The 21,853-nt window shown below is 67.7% G+C and carries 20 protein-coding genes and 1 pseudogene; 16 read left to right on the top strand and 5 right to left on the bottom strand.

Going from position 1 to position 21,853, the window contains the following annotated elements; genetic code table 11:
• Positions 1-3 precede the first annotated feature (3 nt).
• Together ASC37_RS01960 and radA are read left to right on the top strand one after the other, a co-directional pair.
• Positions 4-945, top strand: a complete 942-nt coding sequence (locus ASC37_RS01960; RefSeq protein WP_072247888.1) for a LysR family transcriptional regulator — start codon at positions 4-6, stop codon at positions 943-945.
• A complete protein-coding gene (gene radA / locus ASC37_RS01955) occupies positions 945-2,333 on the top strand; it encodes a DNA repair protein RadA (RefSeq protein ID WP_055422771.1) in 1,389 nt (462 codons plus the stop codon). The genes ASC37_RS01960 and radA overlap by 1 nt, the downstream gene beginning before the upstream one ends.
• Here the strand turns inward: radA and ASC37_RS01950 are convergent.
• The gene (locus ASC37_RS01950; protein ID WP_055422770.1) at positions 2,327-4,366 is read right to left on the bottom strand and encodes a putative bifunctional diguanylate cyclase/phosphodiesterase; all 2,040 of its coding nucleotides are present in this window, start codon (positions 4,364-4,366) and stop codon (positions 2,327-2,329) included. The two genes, radA and ASC37_RS01950, sit on opposite strands and share 7 nt — an antisense overlap.
• Before the next feature lie 74 nt (positions 4,367-4,440).
• On the opposite strand from ASC37_RS01950, the gene ASC37_RS01945 reads away from it, so the two are divergent.
• Positions 4,441-6,213 (top strand): M61 family metallopeptidase, encoded by a 1,773-nt coding sequence (locus ASC37_RS01945; RefSeq protein WP_055422769.1) that lies wholly within the window; start codon positions 4,441-4,443, stop codon positions 6,211-6,213.
• A 19-nt stretch (positions 6,214-6,232) separates the two neighbouring features.
• Here ASC37_RS01945 and ASC37_RS01940 read toward each other — a convergent pair whose 3' ends face one another.
• Entirely contained in the window at positions 6,233-8,332 is a 2,100-nt protein-coding gene (locus ASC37_RS01940) for a methyl-accepting chemotaxis protein (RefSeq protein WP_055422768.1), read from the bottom strand.
• A gap of 164 nt (positions 8,333-8,496) precedes the next feature.
• On the opposite strand from ASC37_RS01940, the gene ASC37_RS01935 reads away from it, so the two are divergent.
• Together ASC37_RS01935 and ASC37_RS01930 are read left to right on the top strand one after the other, a co-directional pair.
• The gene (locus ASC37_RS01935) at positions 8,497-8,976 is read left to right on the top strand and encodes an FKBP-type peptidyl-prolyl cis-trans isomerase (RefSeq protein ID WP_055422767.1); all 480 of its coding nucleotides are present in this window, start codon (positions 8,497-8,499) and stop codon (positions 8,974-8,976) included.
• Complete coding sequence (locus ASC37_RS01930) at positions 8,939-10,000, top strand: GGDEF domain-containing response regulator (protein ID WP_082438336.1); 1,062 nt, start codon at positions 8,939-8,941, stop codon at positions 9,998-10,000. Before ASC37_RS01935 ends, ASC37_RS01930 begins: the two co-directional genes overlap by 38 nt.
• Before the next feature lie 7 nt (positions 10,001-10,007).
• On the opposite strand, the gene gloB is transcribed toward ASC37_RS01930, so the two are convergent.
• Positions 10,008-10,784 carry a hydroxyacylglutathione hydrolase gene (gloB, locus tag ASC37_RS01925; protein WP_055422766.1) on the bottom strand — a complete coding sequence of 259 codons (777 nt, stop codon included), beginning with the start codon at positions 10,782-10,784 and terminating at the stop codon, positions 10,008-10,010.
• Here gloB and ASC37_RS01920 point away from each other — a divergent pair.
• The 3 genes from ASC37_RS01920 to dnaQ are packed head-to-tail and all read left to right on the top strand — an operon-like array spanning position 10,783 to position 12,680.
• Positions 10,783-11,505 carry a class I SAM-dependent methyltransferase gene (locus tag ASC37_RS01920; RefSeq protein WP_055422765.1) on the top strand — a complete coding sequence of 241 codons (723 nt, stop codon included), beginning with the start codon at positions 10,783-10,785 and terminating at the stop codon, positions 11,503-11,505. The two genes, gloB and ASC37_RS01920, sit on opposite strands and share 2 nt — an antisense overlap.
• Positions 11,502-11,972 carry a ribonuclease HI gene (gene rnhA, locus ASC37_RS01915; RefSeq protein ID WP_055422764.1) on the top strand — a complete coding sequence of 157 codons (471 nt, stop codon included), beginning with the start codon at positions 11,502-11,504 and terminating at the stop codon, positions 11,970-11,972. The genes ASC37_RS01920 and rnhA overlap by 4 nt, the downstream gene beginning before the upstream one ends.
• Before the next feature lie 3 nt (positions 11,973-11,975).
• Positions 11,976-12,680 (top strand): DNA polymerase III subunit epsilon, encoded by a 705-nt coding sequence (gene dnaQ / locus ASC37_RS01910; protein WP_055422763.1) that lies wholly within the window; start codon positions 11,976-11,978, stop codon positions 12,678-12,680.
• Here the strand turns inward: dnaQ and mutS are convergent.
• Complete coding sequence (gene mutS / locus ASC37_RS01905) at positions 12,670-15,306, bottom strand: DNA mismatch repair protein MutS (protein ID WP_055422762.1); 2,637 nt, start codon at positions 15,304-15,306, stop codon at positions 12,670-12,672. The two genes, dnaQ and mutS, sit on opposite strands and share 11 nt — an antisense overlap.
• Positions 15,307-15,320: 14 nt before the next feature.
• Positions 15,321-16,124 carry an inositol monophosphatase family protein gene (locus tag ASC37_RS01900; protein WP_055422761.1) on the bottom strand — a complete coding sequence of 268 codons (804 nt, stop codon included), beginning with the start codon at positions 16,122-16,124 and terminating at the stop codon, positions 15,321-15,323.
• Between the two features lie 259 nt (positions 16,125-16,383).
• Here ASC37_RS01900 and ASC37_RS01895 point away from each other — a divergent pair, with 259 nt between their 5' ends.
• From ASC37_RS01895 to ASC37_RS01860, 8 genes and pseudogenes are all read left to right on the top strand, one after another.
• Entirely contained in the window at positions 16,384-16,659 is a 276-nt protein-coding gene (locus ASC37_RS01895; RefSeq protein ID WP_028874176.1) for a CopG family ribbon-helix-helix protein, read from the top strand.
• Positions 16,656-16,934 (top strand): type II toxin-antitoxin system RelE/ParE family toxin, encoded by a 279-nt coding sequence (locus tag ASC37_RS01890; RefSeq protein WP_055422760.1) that lies wholly within the window; start codon positions 16,656-16,658, stop codon positions 16,932-16,934. The genes ASC37_RS01895 and ASC37_RS01890 overlap by 4 nt, the downstream gene beginning before the upstream one ends.
• 31 nt (positions 16,935-16,965) lie before the next feature.
• A complete protein-coding gene (locus tag ASC37_RS01885; RefSeq protein ID WP_055422759.1) occupies positions 16,966-17,709 on the top strand; it encodes an RNA methyltransferase in 744 nt (247 codons plus the stop codon).
• A gap of 41 nt (positions 17,710-17,750) precedes the next feature.
• Positions 17,751-18,527 (top strand): serine O-acetyltransferase, encoded by a 777-nt coding sequence (gene cysE / locus ASC37_RS01880; RefSeq protein ID WP_028874173.1) that lies wholly within the window; start codon positions 17,751-17,753, stop codon positions 18,525-18,527.
• A gap of 102 nt (positions 18,528-18,629) precedes the next feature.
• Positions 18,630-19,109, top strand: coding sequence for an Rrf2 family transcriptional regulator (locus tag ASC37_RS01875; RefSeq protein WP_055422758.1), 480 nt, complete (start codon positions 18,630-18,632; stop codon positions 19,107-19,109).
• Positions 19,110-19,113: 4 nt separating this feature from the next.
• Positions 19,114-20,277, top strand: coding sequence for a cysteine desulfurase family protein (locus ASC37_RS01870; protein WP_055422757.1), 1,164 nt, complete (start codon positions 19,114-19,116; stop codon positions 20,275-20,277).
• Positions 20,278-20,289: 12 nt separating this feature from the next.
• A pseudogene (locus ASC37_RS01865) lies at positions 20,290-21,432 on the top strand (IscS subfamily cysteine desulfurase); the annotation flags it as partial.
• A gap of 71 nt (positions 21,433-21,503) precedes the next feature.
• The gene (locus tag ASC37_RS01860) at positions 21,504-21,827 is read left to right on the top strand and encodes a HesB/IscA family protein (RefSeq protein ID WP_055422756.1); all 324 of its coding nucleotides are present in this window, start codon (positions 21,504-21,506) and stop codon (positions 21,825-21,827) included.
• Positions 21,828-21,853: the final 26 nt, after the last annotated feature.

The following is a 21,853-nucleotide window of genomic DNA, read 5'->3' as shown; positions in this document are numbered from 1 at the left end:
TCGATGGCTGATCGTCGGCTACAGGTCTTCTACACCGTCGTCAAGGCGGGATCCTTCACCAAGGCGGCGGAGCGGCTCTTCATGACGCAACCCGCCGTCACCTTCCAGATCAAGCAGCTGGAGGAGCACTTCAACACGCGGCTGCTCGAGCGCGGCCACGGCAAGCTCAAACTCACCCCGGCCGGAGAGATCGTCTTCGCCTACGCGGAAAAGATGCTCTCGCTCGACGAGGAACTCGAGACGCGGGTGGCCGAGCTCACCAGCGAGCTCGCGGGGCTGCTCTCCATCGGGGCTTCGACCACGCTGGCAACGTACTGGATGCCGCGCGTGATCGAGGAGTTCAAGCGGGCCCATCCGCGGGTGATCCCGCGGCTGGTGGTGGGGACTTCGCAGCTCACCCAGCAGCGGGTGCTTGAGCGCGAGCTCGACCTGGGCATCATCGAGATCGCGCCCGACGAGCCGGGACTCGACCAGAAGCAGATCGGCCGGGACGAGCTGTGGGCGATCTTTGCGCCCGGCCATCCCTTGGCGCAACGCAAGGGCAAGCCCGTGCGCGCCAAGGAGCTCGCGGCCTATCCTTTCATCCAGCGCGATCCGGGAAACGGCATCCGCGAGATCACCGAAGCCTTCTTCGAGGCGGCCGGAATCGCGCCCGAATCGCTGACCATCGCCGCCGAGATGGGAACTTTGCAGGGGGTGAAACACCTCGCCGCGGCCGGCATCGGCGTGGCCATCGCGTCGCGCGCGGCGCTGCTCGAAGAGTTGCGCACGGGGCAGCTGGCGGCTGCGCCGCTCGATCCGCCGCAATATACGCCTTTCGAGCTCATCGCGCCCAAGGATCGTTTCCGTTCACGGCTGATCATGACGTTCGTCGATTTTTTGCAGGAGCGCATCCGGGCCATGGAACAGCAGCTGCCTTCGGCTGAATTCTTCTTCGGGCGCTGATGGCCAAGGCACGCACCGTCTTCGTCTGCCGCGAGTGCGGCGCGCGTTTCCCACGCTGGCAGGGACGGTGCAGCCAGTGCCAGGAGTGGAACACACTGGAGGAAACGCGCGAGGCGGATGACTCGGGGCCAACCTTGCATCGGGCCATCCAACGTCCTGCGGCGCTCGCGGTCGACGCGGGCTCGGGCCTGGTCACGCTCGATCGCATCGAGCGCCGCCCCCTCCAGCGTCAGGCCACGGGCATCGAGGAGTTCGACCGGGTGCTGGGCGGAGGCATCGTCCCCGGCGCCGTGGTGCTGCTGGGCGGGGATCCGGGCATCGGCAAATCCACCTTGCTGCTGCAGGCGCTCGCTCGGCTGGAATCCGCCGGGGCCGGTCCCGTGCTCTACGTCACGGGGGAGGAGTCGGCCGAGCAGGTGGCGCTGCGCGCCGAGCGCCTGGGACTGGCGGGCTTGCCCCTGCCGCTGCTGCCCGAGATCCAGCTCGAGCGGGTGCTCGCCGCGGCGCAGGGGCTCGCGCCGCGCGTGATGGTGATCGACTCCATCCAGACGATGTACACCGAGGCGCTCACCTCCGCGCCGGGGTCGGTGGCGCAGGTGCGCGAATGCGCGGCCCAGCTCACGCGCTACGCCAAGGGAAGCGGCACGGCGGTGCTGCTCGTGGGGCACGTGACCAAGGAAGGGAGCCTGGCCGGGCCGCGCGTGCTCGAACACATCGTCGATACCGTGCTCTATTTCGAGGGGGACGCGCATTCGAGCTTTCGTCTGGTGCGGGCGGTGAAGAACCGCTTCGGCGCGGCCAACGAACTGGGCGTGTTCGCCATGACCGACCGGGGGCTCAAGGCGGTGAGCAACCCGTCGGCGATCTTTCTCTCCGAGCACCGCGCCGACGTGCCCGGCAGCGCCATCCTCGTCACCCTCGAAGGCACGAGGCCGCTGCTCGTGGAGATTCAGGCGCTCGTCGACGGTTCGGCAAGCCCCACGCCGCGGCGCCTGACGGTGGGGCTCGAGCCCAACCGCCTGGCGATGCTGCTCGCCGTGCTGCACCGCCACGCCGGGGTGTCGTGTTTCGACCAGGACGTGTTCGTCAATGCGGTGGGCGGGGTGCGCATCACCGAGCCGGCTTCCGATCTGGCGATGGCGCTGGCCATCGTCTCTTCGCTCAAGAACCGGGCGCTGCCGCTGCGTCTGGCGGTTTTCGGGGAAGTGGGGCTTGCCGGCGAGATCCGGCCGGCCCCGCGCGGGCAGGAGCGCTTGCGCGAGGCGGCCAAGCTCGGCTTCACCCAGGCGATCGTGCCGCGCGCCAACGTCCCCAGGCAGCCCATTCCGGGGCTGGAGGTGATCGGGGTCGATCGCGTCGAGGCAGCGCTCGAGCGCCTGCGTCACTGAGGGCCGTGGCCGTCTTCGCGCAGCCGCTCGGCGAGCGCGGCCGCCGGCATTGGCTTGCCCACGTGCCAGCCCTGGATCTCGTCGACGCCCATCGCGTGCAGGTAATCGGCCTGCCGCGCCGTCTCCACGCCTTCGGCGATGACGCGCTTTCCCAAGGCGTCGGCCATGGTGACGACGCCGCGCACGATGGCGCGATCGACCGGCGTCTCTACCAGGCGATGGACGAAGGACATGTCGAGCTTGATCGCGTCGAAGGGAAACTGCAGCAGGTATTCGAGCGAGGCGTAGCCTACGCCGAAGTCGTCGAGCGCCACGGGGCAGCCCAGCGAGCGGATGGCAGCGATCATGGCGCGGGCCCGTTCGGGGTCGCGGATGGCGAGCGTTTCGGTGATCTCGAATTCGAGCTGCGGCGGGGGCAAGCGGTGGCGGCGCAGGCATTCCGCGATGTGATCGACCAGCCCGTCGTCCAGAATCTGGCGCGCAGAGAGATTGACCGCGAGGCGAAGGGGAATCCCCGCGTCGTTCCAGGCGCCGAGCTGGGTTGCCGCTTCCTCGATGATCCAGCGGCCTGCTTCCAGGATCAGCCCTGTTTCTTCCAGCAGCGGGATGAACTGGATGGGGGGCAGCACGCCGCGCTGGGGATGGCGCCAGCGCAGCAGGGCTTCGGCGCCGACGATCCGGCGCGTCTCGAGCTCGAGTTGGGGCTGGTAGAGGAGGAAGAATTCCTGCCGCGCCAACGCTTGATGCAACGCCGCTTCGAGCTGCACCGTCGGCGCATCGTCCGCTGAAGGCTCCGCCGTGAGGGAGAAACGGCGCCCTGAGGCGAGGGCGTGGCGTTGCTGTCGCTGGGCAAGCCGGATGAGCGCTTCAAGCTCGTTGCCGGCGGCCGGAATCCAGACGCCGCCGATCGTCACGCGGGGCCGTAGTTCCTCGCTTCGATCATCTCGGCCCAGGAGGGGCAATGGCTGCTCGAGCGTTTCCAGGAGTTCCTCCAGCGCTTCCGTCTCATGGCTCTCGGAGCCCGGGATGATGAGGGCGGCGAACTCGTCCCCTCCCACGCGGCAGGCGATGCCGCCGTAGCGTGTGCTCCAGTGGGCGAGACGCTGGGCGAGGGTGCGCAGCACGGTGTCCCCGGCCCGGTCGCCGTAGGCGTCGTTGATGCCCGCCAGTCCTGCGACGTCGAGGTAGAGGAGGAGCTGGGGCCGATCGAGGGTTGCATGGGGCAGTATTTCGCGCGCCGCGCGCAGGAAATGCTTGCGGTTGGGAATGCCGGTGAGTTCGTCGTAATGCGATAGATGCGCCAGAGCGGCCTCGAAACGCCTTGCCTGGGTTACATCCACGAGTACGCCCAGGATCAGATCTTCGTCTTCGGCGCAGGGCTCGGCCACCAGCCGCACGAAACGCACCGCCTCTTCCTTGAGGCGGAATTCGACTTCGGTCTGGCGGCGAATCAGCCGGAGATGTTCGAAAACCGTTTCGACGCGGAAGCGGTCTTCGTCGTGTACTCGCGCCAGCAGCTCCCCCTGTCGCTGCGGCGCTGCGCCGTGCCACCATGTCTCGGCGCCGTCCGGCCATTGGAACCGATCCTCGTCGGGCCGCCAGCCCCAGCCGAGGATGCCGGCGATGCGCGAAGCGGTGGCGCACAGTTGCCGCAGGCCGTGGAAATGGCGCTGCAGCAGGCGTTCGGCGTGCAGACGCTGCAGCCGGTGGCGCAGCAAGGCCGGGTGCAGCGGGCCGGTCGTGACCTCGCTCGCACCCGCCTCCAGGGCGCGGAGGGCGTCTTCTTCCGCATGCGTCATCACGAAGAATTCGACCTCGTGGCGGCGCCGGCGCCGCAGTTCCTCCAGGAGACGGGGCAGTTCCTCGCCGTCGGCGATCGCCACGAGGTCCGGATGGCGCCGTTCGAAGAGGGCGATGGCTCCTTCGGGCGTCTCCGCCGTCTGCGTTTCGTAGCCCAAGGATGCGAGCACGGCGAGCAACGTGGCCCGTTCGGTCGGTGAAGGGCACAGGACGAGGGCGAGGGATTCGGTCATGGGGGCGCACGGGGGATTTTGAGGCATTATAGGCTCATCGCCGAGCCTTCGCTGCCGGAACGAGGAGAAGTTCAATGTCGATAGAATACACCGTCCGCTGCGACGATCCCGCGGCCCACGAATTCCTGGTCGAGATGGAAGCCTCTTTGGCCGGAGAGGAGGCGCTTGTGCTGCGTCTGCCAACCTGGATCCCCGGTTCCTATCTGATCCGCGAGTTTGCCCGTCACCTGCTCGAGTTCGAGGCCGAGGCGGTGCTGGCCGATGGGTCGCGGCGGCCCCTCGCCGCGACCAAAATCGACAAGTGCTCGTGGAGGATCGTACCGCCGCGCGGGGCTTGCGCGCTGCGCTGCCGCTACCGCGTGTGGGCCTTCGACGCGTCGGTGCGCGAAGCCTGGCTCGACACGGGCAGGGGGTTTTTCAACGGCACGAGCCTCTTTCTGCGCCTCGAGGGGCGAAGCGGCGAGGAACATCGGGTTCGACTCCTTCCGCCGTCCGATCCCCGCTGTGCCGGATGGAAAGTGGCCACCGCGCTCGAGCCCGCCGAGGGAACGGCCCTCTGGAGCTTCGGGGATTATCGTGCGCCCGACTACGATGCGCTCATCGATGCTCCCGTCTTGATGGGGCCGCTCGAATTCGTCGAATTCCGCGCCGGGGGCGTGCCGCACACGGTGGCGCTCACCGGGCACGCCGAGCCTTTCGATCGGGTGCGCCTGGCGGCCGACCTGACGGCGATCTGCACCTCGGCCCAGGAACTCTTCGGCGAAGTCCCCTTCGCGCGCTATCTCTTCCTGTTGACGCTCACCGACGAGGGCTATGGGGGCCTGGAGCACGGTGAGAGCACGGCGCTTCTTGCGGCGCGGCGCGATCTGCCCTGGCCGGGCATGGGCGCACCCTCGGACGAGTACGTGCGCTTGCTGGGGCTCTTCAGCCATGAGTATTTCCACGCCTGGGTGGTGAAGCGCTTGAAGCCCGCTGCCTTTACCCCCTACGATCTCTTCGCCGAAAACTACACGCGCCTGCTGTGGCTCTTCGAGGGCTGGACGTCGTACTACGACGATCTACTGCTGGTGCGCGCCGGGGTGATCGATGCGGACCGTTACCTGGGTCTGCTGGCAAAGACGGCTACCCAGGTGCTGACGACTCCGGGGAGGCTGCGCCAGAGCCTGGCGGAAGCCTCGTTCGATGCCTGGATCAAGTTCTACCGCCCGGACGAGAACAGCGCCAACGCCACCGTGAGCTACTACGCCAAAGGGGCGTTGCTCGCCTTGGCGCTCGATCTGCAGCTGCGCGAACGCGGCGCTTCGCTCGATGCGCTGCTGCGCGCGCTATGGGAACGCTACGGCCGCAGCGGGGAGGGCATGGGGGAAGAGGCGCCGTTTGCCGTGCTCCACGAAATGGCCGGATCGCGGCTCGCGCGTTGGCTGGAAAGAATGGTTCAGGGCACCGAGGATCCGCCCCTGGTGGCGTTGCTGCGCCGCTTCGGCGTGCAGTGGCGCGAGATCGCGGCCGCCTTGCCCGATACGGGATTGCGCTTCGAGCGCGATTCGATGCGGGTGGCAGCGGTGCGCCGCGCGAGCCCGGCCGAGGGTGCCGGCATCGCGCCGCGCGACGAGCTCGTGGCGATCGACAGGCTCAAGGCCACGCCGGCCCAGTGGGAGAGTGTCTTGCGTCGCCGCGGCGCGGGGGCGCGGGTGCCGGTGCACGCTTTTCGCGAGGGGCGGCTCTATGAGGCGGTGCTCGAACTCGCGCCCCCCGCGCTGGAGCGGGTGGAGCTCGCCCTTGCGCCGCGCCCCACGGCGCAGCAGCGGAAGCGCTTGAACTCCTGGCTGCGCCTCGCCGCGCCGTAGTCGCTCGTTCGCACTGACCTCAGGTGCGGAACTGGCGCAGCATCTGGGCCATCGCCTGGGTCATCGCATCGAGCTCTCGCGCGAGTTCTCGCCCTTGCTGCGCCAGGCGCGCGAGGGATTCCGCCATCTCGGCGATGCGGCCCACTTCCTCGGCTTCGTGCCGCGTCACGGCGGCCTGCTCCTGGACGCTGTCGCGGATCGCGAGCGCCTGTGTTCCGATCTGATCCATGCTCTGTTCGACGAGGGCGATTTCCTGCGCGGCTTCGCGGGCCGATTCCACCGTCTCGCCCACGGTGCGCTGGCCCTCGGCCATGTGGGTCACCGTCGCTTCCACTTTTTGTTCGACCTGGCCGATCATCTCGCCGATCTCGACCGTGGATTTTGCCGTGCGTTCGGCCAGTTTCCGTATCTCGTCGGCCACCACGGCGAAGCCGCGTCCCTGTTCGCCGGCGCGCGCCGCCTCGATCGCGGCGTTGAGCGCCAGCAGGTTCGTCTGCTCGGCGATGTCGCGGATGACTTCGACCACCGAGCGTACCGACTGCATCGCTTCGGTGAGCGACTGTACCTCGCCGGCGAAGGCGCTCAGTTCGTCGGCGAGCCGCTCGGTCTTCTCGGCGCTCGCGCGCACCCGGGCGGCGGCGGCGCGATTGCGCTCGACGCCCTCGGCCACCTGCTGCGCCGAGCGTTCGGAGCTGGCGGCGACTTCGTCCATGGTGGCGGAAAGCTCCTCGATGCTGCTCGCCATGCGCTGCGCCGCCTCGGCCTGCTTGCTCGCCGCATCGGAGGTCTGCAGCGCACGCTGGGTCTCGTCTTGCACTGCGTCCTTGAGCTTGTGTCCGACCTGGCTCAGGGTGATCACCACTTCGTAGAACCGCGCCCGCATGATCTTGAGCGCGTCGAGCAGATCTCCGATCTCGTCGCGCTGCGGGTCGTCCACGTCGGTGCGCAGGTCGAGCCGGGCGATGGAGCGCGCCATGGAGAGCATGTTGGCCATGCCGCGCTCGATGCGCCGCCCTGCCCAGGCGGCCAGCACGGCGAGCAGCACGAAACCGGCCACGCCCAGCCCCAGCAGGGCGTATTCGGTACCGCGGGCCTCGCTGGCGGCACGCTGCAGGCCGGCATCGGTACGGGCGCGCTGGAAGGCGATGAGCTCGTCGAGTGTGGCATGGACCACCCGGCCGCGATCTTCCATCGCGGTCAGGAATCCTCCGGCGATTGCCAGAGCGGTGTCGCGATCGGGCGCCTGCTCCAGGGCGGTGCGCGCCGTCATCAGCAGTTCATGGTAGGCGCTTCGATTTCGTTCGAATTTCTCGAAGAGCGCCCGTTCTTCCGGATCGTCGGTTTTTTTGAGGTAGGAGGCGATGCGCCGGTCGATCTCGGCCGCTGCCCGGTCCATCTCCTGCCACTCTTCGCGGTAATACTCGCCGCTGCCGTACTGGGTGGCTGCCTCGCCAAACGCGCGGTAGAGCATCGATCCCTTGCGCTCGATGAGGTGCTTCACCGTGGCGAGGTCGGCAAGCGGCAGCACCCGATCCTGGTAGATGGATCCCATCGTGCCGATCTCGCTTTGCAGGGTTTGCACGGCGGTATATCCCATGCCGGTGAAGAGCAGCATCGCCACGACCACCGTGGTCCAGAAGCGGGCCTTGAGGGTGATGCGGCGCAGCAGGCGCACCGGCGCCGGGGGGCGCAGCTGTCCGCGCTCGAGCCGTAGCGAGGGATCGGCGTTCAGGCGGGCGTAGAGCGCCTGGGCGGCGGCGATCTCTTCCGGCGAGGCCTTGAGCCGGATGCTCATGTAGCCCGAACCGTCGGGTAGCGGCGCCACGGTGGCCTTGACCCAGTAGTGATCGCCGTTTTTGCGCCGATTCTTGACCACGCCCTGCCAGGGATGACCGCTTTGGATGGTTTCCCACAGGTCGCGGAACACCTCGGGCGGCGTGTCGGGGTGGCGGATGACGTTGTGCGGCTGGCCGATGAGCTCCTCGCGCGTCATCCCGGCGTATTCGCAAAAGTCGTCATTCACATATTTTATGACGCCTTCCTTGTCGGTGTGGGAGACGATCACCACGTCGTCGCGCACGGGGTATTCTTGCTGCGTCACGGGTTGGTTGATCCGCATGGTCGGACTCTCTGCTCGATGGATTTCGTAAGATTACGGCGAGCGCGACAAAAACTTTAGGAACCTCCTGCCGTGCCGGCGGTCATGCTGCTACAATGGCTCGGCATCGGACGGGGGTGTCCTCGGGCGGTGTCATCTTACTTTGATTGTACGGAGTTCGTTCCATGGAAGTGGCAAAAAACACGGTGGTCACGCTGCGCTACACGGTGCGCGACAGCGATGGCGAATTGATCGACGACGGCAAGGAACCCCTGGTCTATCTGCACGGCGGCTACGACGGGATCTTCCCCAAGATCGAGGAGTCGCTGCAGGGCAAGAGCGTGGGCGACACGCTGCGCCTGAAGCTGCAGCCGGAAGAAGCGTTCGGCGAGTACGACGAAGAGCTCGTCTTCATCGAGGACATCAGCCTCTTTCCCGAGAACATCGAGGTCGGCATGGCCTTCGAGCGCGTGGGTGAGGACGGCGAGGACGACATCCTCTATCGCATCACCGACATCGCTGAAGGCAAGGTGGTGGTCGACGGCAACCACCCGCTCGCGGGTATGGCGCTCGTGTTCGAGCTCGAAGTCGCCGATGTGCGTCCCGCCACGCCCGAAGAGATCGCCCATGGACACCCTCACGGGGCCGGCGGGCACGCGCACTGAGGCGTCCACCGGCAGGCTTCCCGGTAGCGAGCCCAAGGTGCTGGTGATCGAGGATACGGTCACCAGCGCCGCGGTGCTTGCGCGCCACCTCGAAAAAATGGGCTGCACCCCCTTGCTCGCGCACGACGGCGAGGGAGGGTTGGAGCTCTTTTTCCGGGAAAATCCCGATGTCGTACTGCTCGACGTGATTTTGCCCGGCATCGACGGCATCGAGGTGGCCCGGCGCATCCGCCAGTCCGAGCGCCCGGGCGAGTGGACCCCCATCATCTTTCTCACCGCCCGCAGCGACGATCGCGCCATCGAGGCGGGAATCGAGGCGGGCGGCGACGACTATCTCGCCAAGCCGGTCTCTTTCGTGGTGCTGGCAGCCAAGCTGCGGGCCATGCTACGCCTGGCGCACGCCCAGCAGAACCTGCTTCTGCTCACCCGCCGGCTCGACGAGGCCAACCAGAAACTGCGCCGGCTCACCAATCTCGACGGTCTCACCGGCATCGCCAACCGCCGCGGCTTCGACGACAAGCTCGCGCGCGAGTGGGCCCGCTGCCGCCGCGAGGAGCGGCCGCTTGCCCTCTTGATGATCGACGTGGATCACTTCAAGGCGTTCAACGACAGCCTCGGGCATCTGGCCGGCGACGACACCTTGAAGATCGTGGCTGCCACCATCGCCGGCTCCCTGCAGCGTCCCGGCGACATGGCCGCGCGCTATGGTGGCGAGGAGTTCGCCGTGGTGCTGCCCAACACCGACCTTGCCGGAGCGCGCCACATCGCCGAGCGCATCCGCGAGAACGTAGAGAAACTGCGCATTCCCCACCCGGCCCAAGGCACGGCGGAGCATGTGACGATCTCGGTGGGCGGTGCCGTGGCGCATCCGGCAAAATTGCCTGCCATGCCGGCGAACCGCCTCATCGACTTTGCCGATGCCGCCCTTTATCAGGCGAAAAAAGCGGGCAGGAATCGGGTCGTCATCTGTGATGCGGATGCCATTAACCCTGCTTCGCCCGCGCCTCCCTGTGCTTCTTCCTGAACCGGGTTCAACCGCGAAAGCCGTCCTTCCATTGACGCAGCAGACGGAAGCGCTCGACCGGATCGGCGGGGCAGTATCCGTAGTGCTGCGCAATCGCCGCAGCCACCGTCGGCGTATGCACCCTGAGAAAAGGGTTGACCGCGCGCTCGAGGCCGATCGTGCTCGGCAGCGTCGGTTCGCCCGCGGCGCGTTTTGCTTCGCAGCGGCCCTGGTAGGCGATGCGATCGGCGTTATCCGGCTCGACCACGGCGGCGAAACGCAGGTTGGCAAGGGTATATTCGTGGGCGCAGCACACGCGCGTCGTCTCGGGAAGCGCGGCGAGGCGCTGCAGCGAAGCGTACATCTGCGCCGGTGTTCCTTCGAACAGGCGGCCACAGCCGGCGGAGAAGAGGGTATCGCCGCAAAAAGCGAAGTCCGCGCCGACATAGGCGAGGTGCCCGCGGGTGTGGCCGGGGATTTCCCACACGGCGAGTTTCAGGCCGAGCTGGGGAATTTCCACCGCCTCGCCCTCGCGCAGCCGATGGGTGAGGCAGGCGATGTCCTCGGCGGCGGGCCCATACGCAGGCACTTCGTATTCGGCGCGCAGGGCCGGCACGCCGCCGGTGTGGTCGGCGTGATGGTGCGTGACGAGGAGGGCGGCCAGGTTCAGGCCGCGGGCGGCGAGCGCCGCGCGCACCGGGGCGGCCTCGGCCGGGTCGACCACCACGGCGTGGCGGCCATCGTGCAACAACCAGATATAGTTATCGCTCAAAGCGGCGATGGGTTCGAGGAACGTTTGGGTCATGACTTCTCCTGAGAGGCAAGCATCGGCGTTTTCCTCCTGGCTGGATTCTCCAGGCGGCGAGCGGGTCTGGGCGTGGTGCGAGGAGGTCGTCGGGCGTTTCGTCGCCGACGTCTTCGGATTCTACGCCATCCAGCTCGGCCTGCCGCAGCGCGATCTGCTCGCCTCCAGCCGTATTCCCTGGCGCTGGCATTGCGACCCCGAAGGGGGAGAAGTACGCGCCGCCTGGGACGAGCTGCCGTTCGAGTCGAACGCGCTCGACCTGGTGGTGGCCCCGTTTGCACTCGATCGCAGTGCCGATCCGCACGCCCTGCTGCGCGAGCTCGAGCGCGTGCTGGTGCCGGAAGGGCATGCGCTGTTCTTCGGCTTCAACCCTTGGTATCCTTGGCGGCTGCTGTCACGGCACGAACGCTGGCCGCGACTGCCGGGCAGCATGACGGTACCGCGCCTCAAGGACCGGCTGCTCGTGCTCGGCTTCGAGCCGCGCGGTGGGCGTTTTGGCATGTACGCTCCGCCCGGCGAGCGGCTGCCGCGCGCGCGTCGCGCGTTCGAGGCGGCGGGGGACCGCTGGTGGCCGCTCTTTGGCGGCGTCTACGTGCTCGACGCGGTCAAGCGCGTGCCCGGCATGCGGATCATCCAGCCGGACTGGCAAAACCGCAAGAAACAGCGCGCCGAGCGGCTCGCGGCGATCGCCGAGTGCACGAAGCTGAAAAGGGAATCGTGAGCGAAACGCGCAAGGTAGAGATCCATACCGACGGGGCCTGTTCCGGCAATCCCGGCCCCGGCGGCTGGGGGGCGGTGCTGCGCTGGAACGGTCACTGCAAGGAACTGTGGGGCGGCGAACCCGCCACCACCAACAACCGCATGGAGCTGCGGGCGGTGATCGAGGCGCTGCGCGCGCTGCGCCGGGCCGTGCCGGTGGCGATCTACACCGACAGCCAGTACGTGCAAAAGGGCATCACCGAGTGGCTGCCGCAGTGGAAGCGCCGCGGCTGGCGCACCGCTGCTGGCAAGCCCGTGGCCAATCAGGATCTGTGGCAGGAGCTCGATGCGCTCGCGGCGCGTTTTCCCGTCGAATGGCACTGGGTGCGCGGGCATTCCGGGGACGAGGGCAACGAGCGGGCCGACGAGCTCGCGCGCCGCGGCATCGAGGAAGTGCGGCGGGGAGCCGCCGAGACGCAGGAGAAGTGAGCCATGCATCAGATCGTGCTCGATACCGAGACTACGGGGCTCGATTGGAAGAACGGGGATCGCATCATCGAGATCGGCTGCGTCGAGCTGCTGGCGCGGCGCCTTACCGATAACCGCTTCCACCGCTATCTCAATCCTGAGCGTTCGATCGACGCCGGGGCGGTGGAGGTGCATGGCATCACCGACGAGATGCTGCGCGATGCGCCGCGCTTTGCCGATATCGTGGACGAATTCCTCGACTACGTGCGCGGGGCCGAACTCATCATCCACAACGCCGCCTTCGACCTGGGGTTCCTCAACGCCGAACTCTCCCGTCTGGGGCGGGACCCGATCGAAACGGTGGTCAGCGGCGTGATCGACACCCTCAAGCTCGCCAAGACGATCGCCCCGGGCAAGAAGGCCTCGCTCGACGCGCTGTGCGAGCGCTACGGCATCGACAACCGCCACCGTACCCTGCACGGCGCGCTGCTCGACGCGGAACTGCTCGCCGAAGTCTATCTGGCGATGACCCGGGGGCAGGAAACCCTGATGCTGGACGCAGCGCCCGCGGTGAGGGTCCAAGGTGGCGCGCGGCGCGACGGCGCCCCCCGGCCGGCGCTGCGGGTGCTGCGGGCGAGCGAGGAAGAACTCGTCGCCCACGAAGCGGTGCTCGCCGAGATCGACCAAGCGAGCGGCGGCAAAACGCTGTGGCGCACGCTCACCGAGTAAGGCGGGGCGCTTCGTTTTCGGCTGCACGCAGCGCCGCGCGCAGGCGCTCGAACCACTCGATCGCCTCTCCCAGGGTGAGGGTGCGCGGATCGACGTCGGCGAGCGGCGCGAGCCAGGCCGGCAGCACTTCGATGCGCTGCGGCTCGGGTTCGGGCGGCAAGTCCTCGCCCGGTTCGCAGGCGAAGAGCTGCGGCTGGCGACTTTCCTCCATCGCGCGGGCCTCCAGTCGCGCCAGTTCCCGGCGGGCCTGGCTGAGCACGGCGCGCGGCATGCCCGCGAGCGCGGCCACGTGGATGCCGTAACTGCGGCTTGCCGGCCCTTCGCGCACCGAGTGGAGAAAGACCACCCGCCCCTCGTGCTCCACTGCTTCCACGTGCACGTTGGCGCAGGCTTGCAGCTCTTCGGCCAGGCGCGTGAGCTCGAAATAGTGCGTCGAGAAGAGGGTGAGGGCGCGATTCTTGCCATGCAACTGGCGCGCGATCGCCCATGCGAGCGCCATGCCGTCGAAAGTCGAGGTACCCCGGCCGATTTCGTCCATCAGCACGAGGCTGCGTTCGCTCGCGTGGTGCACGATGTAGGCCGCCTCCGTCATTTCCACCATGAAGGTGGAGCGGCCGGAGGCGAGATCGTCGCTTGCGCCGATGCGGGTGTAGATGGCATCGAGCGGCCCGACGACGGCGCGCCGCGCCGGCACCCAGGCACCGACGTAGGCGAGCAGGGCGATGAGCGCCGTCTGGCGCATGAAGGTGGATTTGCCGCCCATGTTGGGGCCGGTGATCACCAAGAGCCGCCGCGTTTCGCCGTCGAGCCGTACGTCGTTGGCTACGAACGTCTCCACCTGGCGCTCCACCACGGGGTGTCGCCCGCCTTCGATCGCGAGCCCCGGCGTTTCGGCGAATTCCGGCGCCACGTAACCGTAGCGCTCGGCGGCTTGCGCCAGCGAGGAAAGCCCGTCGAGCTCGGCGGCCGCGCGCCCCGCCTGCTGCAGCGCCGGCACCCAGGCGAGCAGCTGGCGTACCAGGTCCTCATAGAGGAAACGCTCCCGCGCGAGCGCCCGCTCGGCCGCCGACAGCGCCCGGTCTTCGAAGGCCTTGAGCTCGGGCGTGAGGAAGCGCTCGGCGTTCTTCATCGTCTGGCGCCGGCGGTAGTCGGCCGGCACCTTGTCGGCGTGCGCCTTGCTCACCTCGATGTAGAAGCCATGCACCTTGTTGTATTCGACCTTGAGCGTCGCGATACCGGTGCGCTCCCGCTCGCGCGCTTCCAGTTCGAGCAGGAAGGCGCCGCAGTCGTTTTGCAGGGCGCGAAGCTCGTCGAGCTCGGCGTCGAACCCCGGGGCGATCACGCCGCCGTCGCGCACCAGCGTCGGCGGTTCGTCCGCGAGCGTGCGCTCCAGGAGCGAGAGTGCCTCGGGGGGCACGGCCAGGGCGTCGCTCAGCGCGGCGAGGCGCGGCACCTCGCGGTGCGGTTCAAGCAGCGCCCGCAGCTCGGGCAGGCGGCGCAGCGAGGTGCGTAGCGCCGCCAGTTCCCTGGGGCGCACCGTACCGAGTGCGATGCGCGCGGCGATCCGCTCCAGATCGCCCAGGCCGTCGAGCCGCTCGAGGATCGCGGCGAAGGTGCGCGGTTGCGCGATCAAGGTTCCGATCACCGCCTGGCGCTCGCGCGCCGCTGCGGGATCGCGCCGCGGATGGTGCAGGGCGTGCTTCAGCCAGCGCGCGCCCATCGCCGTGCGGGTGAAATCGAGCGTGGAGAAGAGGGTAGGGGCGGATTCGCCGCGCAGCGTCTCGGTGAGTTCGAGGTTGCGGCGCGTGGCGGCGTCGAGCCACAGATAGTCGTCGTCGCGCTCGAGGCGCAGCGTGCGCACGTGGGCGAGCTCGCTCTTCTGCGTCTGGCGCACGTATTCGAAAAGCGCCGCGGCCGCGGCGAGCGCCGGCTCGTGCGCCACTTCCACGCCGAAGGCGGCCAGATCCTGCACTCCGAAATGGGCCGTCAGCAGCCGCCGCGCGATCGTCGCATCGAACTGCCAGCCGGGCAGGCGGCGCAGCGGCGCACGCCCCGTCTCCAGCACCGGCGGCAAGGGCAGTTCCTCGGGCACGAGCACTTCGGCCGGGCGCAGGCGCTCGAGCTGGGCTTCCAGCTCGGCGGTGTCGCACACCAGCAGGCGAAAGTCGCCGCTCGCCAAAGTCAGTGTCGCCACGCCCGTCCTCCCTTTGCGGGTAAAAAGGGCGACAAGCGGCGCATCGCTGCGCTCGTCGAGCAGCGCCGCATCGACGAGCGTGCCCGGCGTGACGATGCGGGTCACCACCCGCTCCATCGGTCCCTTTTGCGCGCCCGGCTCACCCTGCTGCTCGGCGATGGCCACCGCCAGCCCGGCGCGTATCAGCCGCCCCAGGTAGGTCTCCAGGGCATGGAACGGAATGCCAGCCATGGGAATAGGAGCTCCGGCCGACTGGCCGCGGGTGGTGAGCGTGAGATCGAGCAGCCGCGCCGCCTTTTCGGCGTCCTCATAGAAGAGCTCGTAGAAATCCCCCATGCGAAAGAGCAGCAGGCACTCCGGATGCTGCGCCTTGAGGCGCAGGTACTGCTGCATCATGGGGGTGTGGGCGGAGAGATCGGCTACGGCCGGCATGACACAAACCGCCCTCAGCGGGGAAGCTCCGCCGGCAGATGCTCGCGCACCACGCCGAGCAGCGGCACGAAAACCTTGGGGGTGCCGGCCACGACGTTGCCGCTCTCGAGAAAGCCGCCCTCGCCGGAGAGGTCGCTCACCAGGCCGCCCGCCTCCAGGATCAGCAAGGCCCCGGCGGCCATGTCCCAAGGCTTGAGACCGAATTCCCAGAAACCGTCGAAGCGGCCGCACGCCACGTAGGCCAGATCGAGCGCCGCCGCGCCCGGGCGGCGGATGCCGGCGGTCTTTTGCGCCAGATCGCGGAAGATCGCTAGATAGGTGTCGATGTGGCGAAACTCGCGGAACGGGAAGCCCGTGCCGATGAGCGCCTGGTGCAGCTTCACCGTGCGGCTCACCCGGATGCGCCGTTCGTTGAGATAGGCTCCGCCGCCGCGCGAGGCGGTGAAGAGTTCGTTGCGTAGGGGATCGAAGACCACCGCGTGCTCCAAGACGCCGTCCTTGCGCACGGCGATGGAGATGGCGTATTGCGGCACGCCGTGGATGAAGTTCGTCGTGCCGTCGAGCGGATCGATGATCCACTCGAACCCTTCCCCGGCCAGTGCGCCCGATTCCTCGGCGAGGATGGCGTGTTCCGGGTACACTTCGCGGATCGTCTCGATGATCGCCTCTTCGGCCGCGCGGTCGACCTCGGTGACGAAGTCGTTGAACGCCTTGGCTTCGATGGTGAGCCGCTCGAGCTGCAACGCCGCGCGGTTGATGATGGCGGCGGCGCGCCGGGCGGCCTTGATGGCGATGTTGAGGGTAGGGTGGACGATCATCGGCGAAATCCTCGGTGGTGAAACGCCCCTGCGGGCCAACCTTGAATTTTACCGTAAAGGGCGACGGAGCCGGCGGACGGAAAACCGGCCAAGGTCGTACGTTTCAGTCCTCCCGCACACATCGATGTTGCCGTGCACGGCATTGGAGAAGGGGCAGACTTGATGTGCGGCAAGCATCAGTTCTTCTGCCGTGCGTTGAGTTTTTCTCAATGGCGATTTAGAATGAATCACATTGATTCAGAACATGAAGAGACTACAGATGTCGAAAACCGAGACTCGAGTTCTGACAGTCCACGTGCCTGTCCCTTTGGCCGAGAAAGTCGATGATCTCGCCCGGCGCATGGAGCGGTCGCGGGGCTGGATCTTGAAACAGGCACTTGCGGCCTGGATCGCCCAAGAGGAAGAAAAGGATCGTCTCACGAGGGAAGCACTCGAAGACGTCGATGCGGGGTACGTGGTGGAGCATCGGGTCGTTCAGGAATGGGTCGAACGAATCGGTACCGATCAACCCTTGCCGATGCCTGAGCCGCGATGAGGGAAATACGCTGGACGGGCAAGGCCTTGTCCGACTTGGAGCGTCTCTACGCTTTTCTTGCCCCGAAGAATGAGCAGGCGGCCAAGAGGGTGCTGAAAACCCTGATTTCGGCGCCGAATATCTTGGTGACGAATCCCCGGATCGGGGAGCAGCTTTTTCAGTTCGCGCCGCGCGAGGTTCGTCGGTTGCTCATAAGCGATTACGAGATGCGATACGAGCTCCGTGACTCGGATATCTTCGTTTTGCGCATATGGCATACACGGGAGCAACGCTGAATTGTTGTCGCTTACGCTAGATCACGAGGGCATGCGATTGCTTTCCCATGTGCGCGTCGTGCTGTGCCGCCCCTCGCATCCGGGCAACATCGGTGCGGCGGCCCGGGCGATGAAGACGATGGGGCTGTCCCGGCTCGTGCTGGTGGCACCGCGGCGTTTTCCCGATCCCCAGGCCACGGCGCTCGCCTCGGGCGCGGTCGACGTGCTCGAGGGCGCCACGGTGGTGGAGACGCTCGCCGAGGCGCTCGCCGGAACCGTCGTGAGCGTGGCCTTCACCACGCGCTCGCGCACCTACGTTCAGCCTTTTCGCACGCCGGAAGAGAGCGCCCGGGAAGTGCTGCAGGCGCTGCAGGCCGCACCCGACACCCAGGCTGCGCTCGTCTTCGGCAACGAGACGAATGGCCTCGCGAACGAGGAAGTGTGGCAATGCACCTTCCCGGCGACGATCCCCGCCAATCCCGCGTATTCCTCGCTCAACCTCGCGGCGGCGGTGCAGGTGGCCTGTTACGTGCTCGCCCGCACCTGCGAAGCCTTTGCGCCGCAGGCAGGCGCCATCGCGGACGCGCCCGATTTCGTGCCTGCTTCACACGAGGCGGTCGAAGGTCTGCTCGCGCAGTGGCTCGCCGTGCTCGAGCGGCTCGATTTTTACGATCCAGCTTCGCCGAAACGGCTGGAGGCGCGGCTGCGGCGGCTGCTTGCGCGCGCCCGGCTCGAACGGGCCGAGCTCGACATCCTGCGTGGCATGCTCAAGGCGGTGGCGCGTAAAATCCCGTAAAATGATCCGCCTTGCGGCGCAACCGAGAAAGGAACCCCTTCATGCCCTCCTGGCTGGAACGCCTGCGTGAAGACATCGACAGCATCCTGCAACGCGACCCGGCGGCGCGCTCGCGCTGGGAAGTGCTCACCTGCTATCCGGGCCTGCACGCCCTCTGGCTGCACCGGCTGGCGCATTTTTTGTGGACGAAGCGCTGGCGCTGGCTCGCGCGCTTCATCAGCCACCTCACGCGCTGGCTCACGGGCATCGAGATCCATCCTGGCGCGACGATCGGCCGGCGCGTGTTCATCGACCACGGCATGGGGGTGGTGATCGGCGAGACCGCCGAGGTGGGCGACGATTGCACCATCTATCAAGGCGTGACGCTGGGTGGCACGTCGCTCTATCGCGGCGTCAAGCGCCATCCCACCCTGGAAGCCGGCGTCGTGGTGGGGGCCGGGGCCAAGGTGCTGGGTGGCTTTACCGTCGGAGCGGGGGCAAAAATCGGCTCGAACGCGGTCGTCGTCAAGCCGGTTCCGGCTGGGGCCACGGCGGTGGGGACGCTCGCGCGCATCCTCGAGCCGGAAAAAGAAGAGTCGCGCGACGAAGCCCGTCGACGCAAGGCCGAGGAGATCGGGTTCACCGCCTATGGGCTCACCAAGGATCTCGACGATCCGCTCGCCAAGGCGGTGCATGCGCTGCTCGATCACGCGGTCGAATCCGACCGGCGCTTCGCCGAACTCGTGCGCCGGCTGGAAGCGGCCGGCATCGCCTTGCCCGATCTGCCCGGCGAGGATCAGGGGTTCGATCCGCAGCGCGTCTCGCGCTGGGTGGAATAGCCCGGGATAGCAGAAACGCATCGCCCGAATAGTTGACTTTTTCAGTAGGGTAAGTTATCTTGCTTACGGCACGTCGGCCACGACCCGGCGGGAGGATGGACGATGCGACTGACGACGAAAGGGCGATTCGCGGTCACCGCGATGGTGGATCTGGCCAAGCACCAGGACAAGGGGCCGGTGGCGCTGGCGACCATCGCCGAGCGCCAGGACATTTCTCTGTCCTATCTCGAACAGCTCTTCAGCCGCCTGCGGCGCGAGGGGCTAGTGTCGAGCGTGCGCGGACCCGGCGGCGGCTACCGCCTCGGGCGGCCGATGGACGAGATCACCATCGCCGAGATCGTCGAAGCGGTGGACGAGCCGCTCGATACCACCCAGTGCGGCGGCAAGGAAAACTGCCAGAACGACCACATCTGCTCCACGCACCACCTGTGGAGCAACCTCAACGTGCGCATGATGGAGTATCTCGATTCCGTCACCCTGGGGGCGGTGGTGCGCGGCGAGATCAAGCGTGTCATCTCCCGTCGCCGTCCCCGCAAGAAGGCGGGCGAGGCGAGCGAGCTCACCGCCTGCGAGGCGTGCTGAGGCGATGACCTTCGCCGCAGGTGGCGTCTATCTCGATTGGAACGCCACCGCGCCGCTCGCCGCGGCGGCGCGCGCCGCGCTGCACGCCTGCCTCGATGACGAGCGGCTCGGTAACCCCTCCAGCCTGCACGCCGCAGGGCGCCGCGCCCGTACGTTGCTCGAAGAGGCGCGGCGTACCTTGGCTGAATGCCTGGAGTCCTCGCCGGAGGAGATCGTCTTCACGAGTGGCGGCACGGAGGCCAACGCGCTTTTTCTGCGCGGGGCGGCGGCGCGCCTGGAACCCGGCCTCATCGCCGTGAGCGCCGTCGAACACTCCAGCGTCTACGAAACGGCAAGGCTCCTTGCCGCGCACGGCTGGCGCCTGGTCGAGATCCCCGTCGATGCCGAAGGCCGAATCGACCCTTTTGCCTTCGAGCGCATCCTGCGCGAGCGCCCGGCGATCGTCTCGGTGATGTTGGCGCACAACGAAACGGGCGTGATCCAGGACGTGGCGGCGCTCGCCCGAGCAGCGCGCGAGGCCGGCGCTCTGGTGCATTGCGACGCGGTGCAGGCGGCCGGAAAAATGCCGTTGTCGCGGCGCGGCCTGGGCGTGCATGCGATCACGCTGTCGGGGCACAAGTTCGGCGCGCCGCCAGGAATCGGCGCCCTCGTGCTCGCGCGTGAGGTGGCATTGGAGCCACTCATCACCGGTGGCGGGCAGGAGGCGGGACGGCGCTCGGGCACGGAGAACGTGCCCGGCGCGATGGCCATGGCCGCGGCGCTCGTCGAAGCGCTCGAAGCCAGAGAATCCTGGCACGCCCGCCTGCGCTCCTTGCAGCAGCGGCTGGAAGCGGGGCTCGCGGCGCAGGGGGCGGTGATCTTTGGCGCCGGGGCGACGCGGCTACCCAATACCACCTTTTTCGCGCTGCCCGGGCTGGAGGGGGCGGCGCTCGCCAGCCGGCTCGATCGCGCCGGTTTCGCGGTGGGGACCGGCTCGGCCTGTTCCAGCGGTGAGCCTGGCGCACCGCGCAGCCTTCTTGCCATGGGCGTACCCGAGGCGCTCGCCCGCGGGGCCGTGCGCGTGAGTACCGGCAGCAGCACGACCGAAGCCGACATCGACGGGTTTCTCGCCGCGCTCGCGCAGGCGGCAGGCGATCTGCGGCGCCTCGCGGCCCTGTGTGCCGATTGAAAGGATTCCTTCATGCAGCGACGACCGATCTATCTCGACTACGCCGCCACCACGCCGGTGGACCCCCGCGTGCGCGATGCCATGATTCCCTGGCTCACCGAGCGCTTCGGCAACCCGGCGAGCCGCACCCACGCCTACGGCTGGGAGGCGGAAAAAGCCGTGGAAGAGGCGCGCAGCCGTGTGGCCGAGCTCGTCGGCTGCGAACCGCGCGAACTCGTGTGGACCTCGGGCGCGACCGAGGCCGACAACCTCGCCATCAAGGGCGTGGCCGAGTTCTACCGCGACCAGGGACGGCATCTCATCACCCTGCAGACCGAACACAAGGCGGTGCTCGACAGCGTCAAGGCGCTGGAAGCGCGCGGTTTCACCGCCACCTATCTGCCGGTGCAGGAAAACGGTCTGGTCGACGTGGACGAACTCGAACGCGCCCTGCGGCCAGACACGCTGCTCGTGTCGGTGGCGCTCGTCAACAGCGAGATCGGCGTCATCCAGCCGATCGAGGAGATCGGGGCGCTGTGCCGCGAGCGCGGCATCCTCTTTCACGTCGATGCGGCGCAGGCCACCGGCAAGGTGACGATCGACCTACAAAAACTCGACGTCTCGCTCATGTCCTTTTCCGCCCACAAGACGTACGGCCCCAAAGGGATCGGCGCGCTCTACGTGCGCCGTCGCCCGCGGGTGCGGCTGGAAGCGCAGATGCACGGAGGAGGGCACGAACGCGGTTTTCGCTCGGGGACGCTGCCCACGCACCAGATCGTCGGCATGGGGGAAGCCTATCGCCTCGCGCGCGCGGAGATGTCCGATGAGCTGCCGCGCATCCGGGCGCTGCGCGACCGGCTGCTCGCCGCCTTGCAGGAACTGCCGGGCATCCACCTCAATGGCGACCTCGAACATCGCGTGCCGCACAACTTGAACGTTTCGGTCGAGAGCATCGAGGGCGATGCGCTGCTCCTGTCGCTGGGCGAGGAACTGGCCGTGTCGGCCGGCTCGGCCTGCACCTCGGCGAGTCTCGAACCCTCCTACGTGCTGCGCGCGCTGGGCCGCTCGCCAGAGCTCGCCCGCAGTGCATTGCGCCTCACCCTGGGGCGCTTCACCACCGCCGAGGAGATCGACACGGCGATCCGCCTGCTGCGCGAGCGCATCCTTGCCCTGCGCGGGCGCTGAAGCGGAACCCCGACGCACGAGCGGCGTCATTTCATCTACTGCAAGCAAAGGAAACGAAGACCATGACGATCACCCTGACGGAACGCGCCGCTGCCCAGGTGCGGCGGATCCTGGAAAAACGTGGCCACGGCCTGGGCCTGCGCCTGGGCGTGACCCCTTCCGGCTGCACGGGCTTTGCCTACAAGCTCGACGTGACCGACGCGGCGGGGCCACAGGATCTCGTGTTCGAGAGCCACGGCGTGAACGTGGTGGTGGCGCAGGAGGATCTGCCCAAGCTCGACGGCACGGTGATCGACTACCGCCGCGAAGGCTTGAACGAATCCTTCAAGTTCGACAATCCCAACGTGAAGGCGACCTGCGGCTGTGGCGAGAGTTTCGCCGTCTGAGAGAGCGCCGGGGGATCAATCTACTG

It is taken from the genome of Tepidiphilus thermophilus, assembly GCF_001418245.1.
GTDB lineage: Bacteria > Pseudomonadota > Gammaproteobacteria > Burkholderiales > Rhodocyclaceae > Tepidiphilus > Tepidiphilus succinatimandens.
Note: the sequence above shows the minus strand (reverse complement) of the source record. Positions and strands in the feature narration are given on the sequence as shown.

Bases quoted from the DNA above. Each gene is read 5' to 3' on its own strand.
- gloB (WP_055422766.1), bottom strand. From the start codon at position 10,784: ATGACCCAAACGTTCCTCGAACCCATCGCCGCTTTGAGCGATAACTAT.
- dnaQ (WP_055422763.1), top strand. From the start codon at position 11,976: ATGCATCAGATCGTGCTCGATACCGAGACTACGGGGCTCGATTGGAAG.
- ASC37_RS01900 (WP_055422761.1), bottom strand. From the start codon at position 16,124: ATGATCGTCCACCCTACCCTCAACATCGCCATCAAGGCCGCCCGGCGC.
- mutS (WP_055422762.1), bottom strand. From the start codon at position 15,306: ATGCCGGCCGTAGCCGATCTCTCCGCCCACACCCCCATGATGCAGCAG.
- radA (WP_055422771.1), top strand. From the start codon at position 945: ATGGCCAAGGCACGCACCGTCTTCGTCTGCCGCGAGTGCGGCGCGCGT.
- ASC37_RS01960 (WP_072247888.1), top strand. From the start codon at position 4: ATGGCTGATCGTCGGCTACAGGTCTTCTACACCGTCGTCAAGGCGGGA.
- ASC37_RS01890 (WP_055422760.1), top strand. From the start codon at position 16,656: ATGAGGGAAATACGCTGGACGGGCAAGGCCTTGTCCGACTTGGAGCGT.
- ASC37_RS01950 (WP_055422770.1), bottom strand. From the start codon at position 4,366: ATGACCGAATCCCTCGCCCTCGTCCTGTGCCCTTCACCGACCGAACGG.
- ASC37_RS01920 (WP_055422765.1), top strand. From the start codon at position 10,783: ATGACTTCTCCTGAGAGGCAAGCATCGGCGTTTTCCTCCTGGCTGGAT.
- ASC37_RS01860 (WP_055422756.1), top strand. From the start codon at position 21,504: ATGACGATCACCCTGACGGAACGCGCCGCTGCCCAGGTGCGGCGGATC.
- cysE (WP_028874173.1), top strand. From the start codon at position 17,751: ATGCCCTCCTGGCTGGAACGCCTGCGTGAAGACATCGACAGCATCCTG.
- ASC37_RS01935 (WP_055422767.1), top strand. From the start codon at position 8,497: ATGGAAGTGGCAAAAAACACGGTGGTCACGCTGCGCTACACGGTGCGC.
- ASC37_RS01875 (WP_055422758.1), top strand. From the start codon at position 18,630: ATGCGACTGACGACGAAAGGGCGATTCGCGGTCACCGCGATGGTGGAT.
- ASC37_RS01930 (WP_082438336.1), top strand. From the start codon at position 8,939: ATGGACACCCTCACGGGGCCGGCGGGCACGCGCACTGAGGCGTCCACC.
- ASC37_RS01940 (WP_055422768.1), bottom strand. From the start codon at position 8,332: ATGCGGATCAACCAACCCGTGACGCAGCAAGAATACCCCGTGCGCGAC.
- ASC37_RS01945 (WP_055422769.1), top strand. From the start codon at position 4,441: ATGTCGATAGAATACACCGTCCGCTGCGACGATCCCGCGGCCCACGAA.
- ASC37_RS01885 (WP_055422759.1), top strand. From the start codon at position 16,966: ATGCGATTGCTTTCCCATGTGCGCGTCGTGCTGTGCCGCCCCTCGCAT.
- ASC37_RS01895 (WP_028874176.1), top strand. From the start codon at position 16,384: ATGTCGAAAACCGAGACTCGAGTTCTGACAGTCCACGTGCCTGTCCCT.
- ASC37_RS01870 (WP_055422757.1), top strand. From the start codon at position 19,114: ATGACCTTCGCCGCAGGTGGCGTCTATCTCGATTGGAACGCCACCGCG.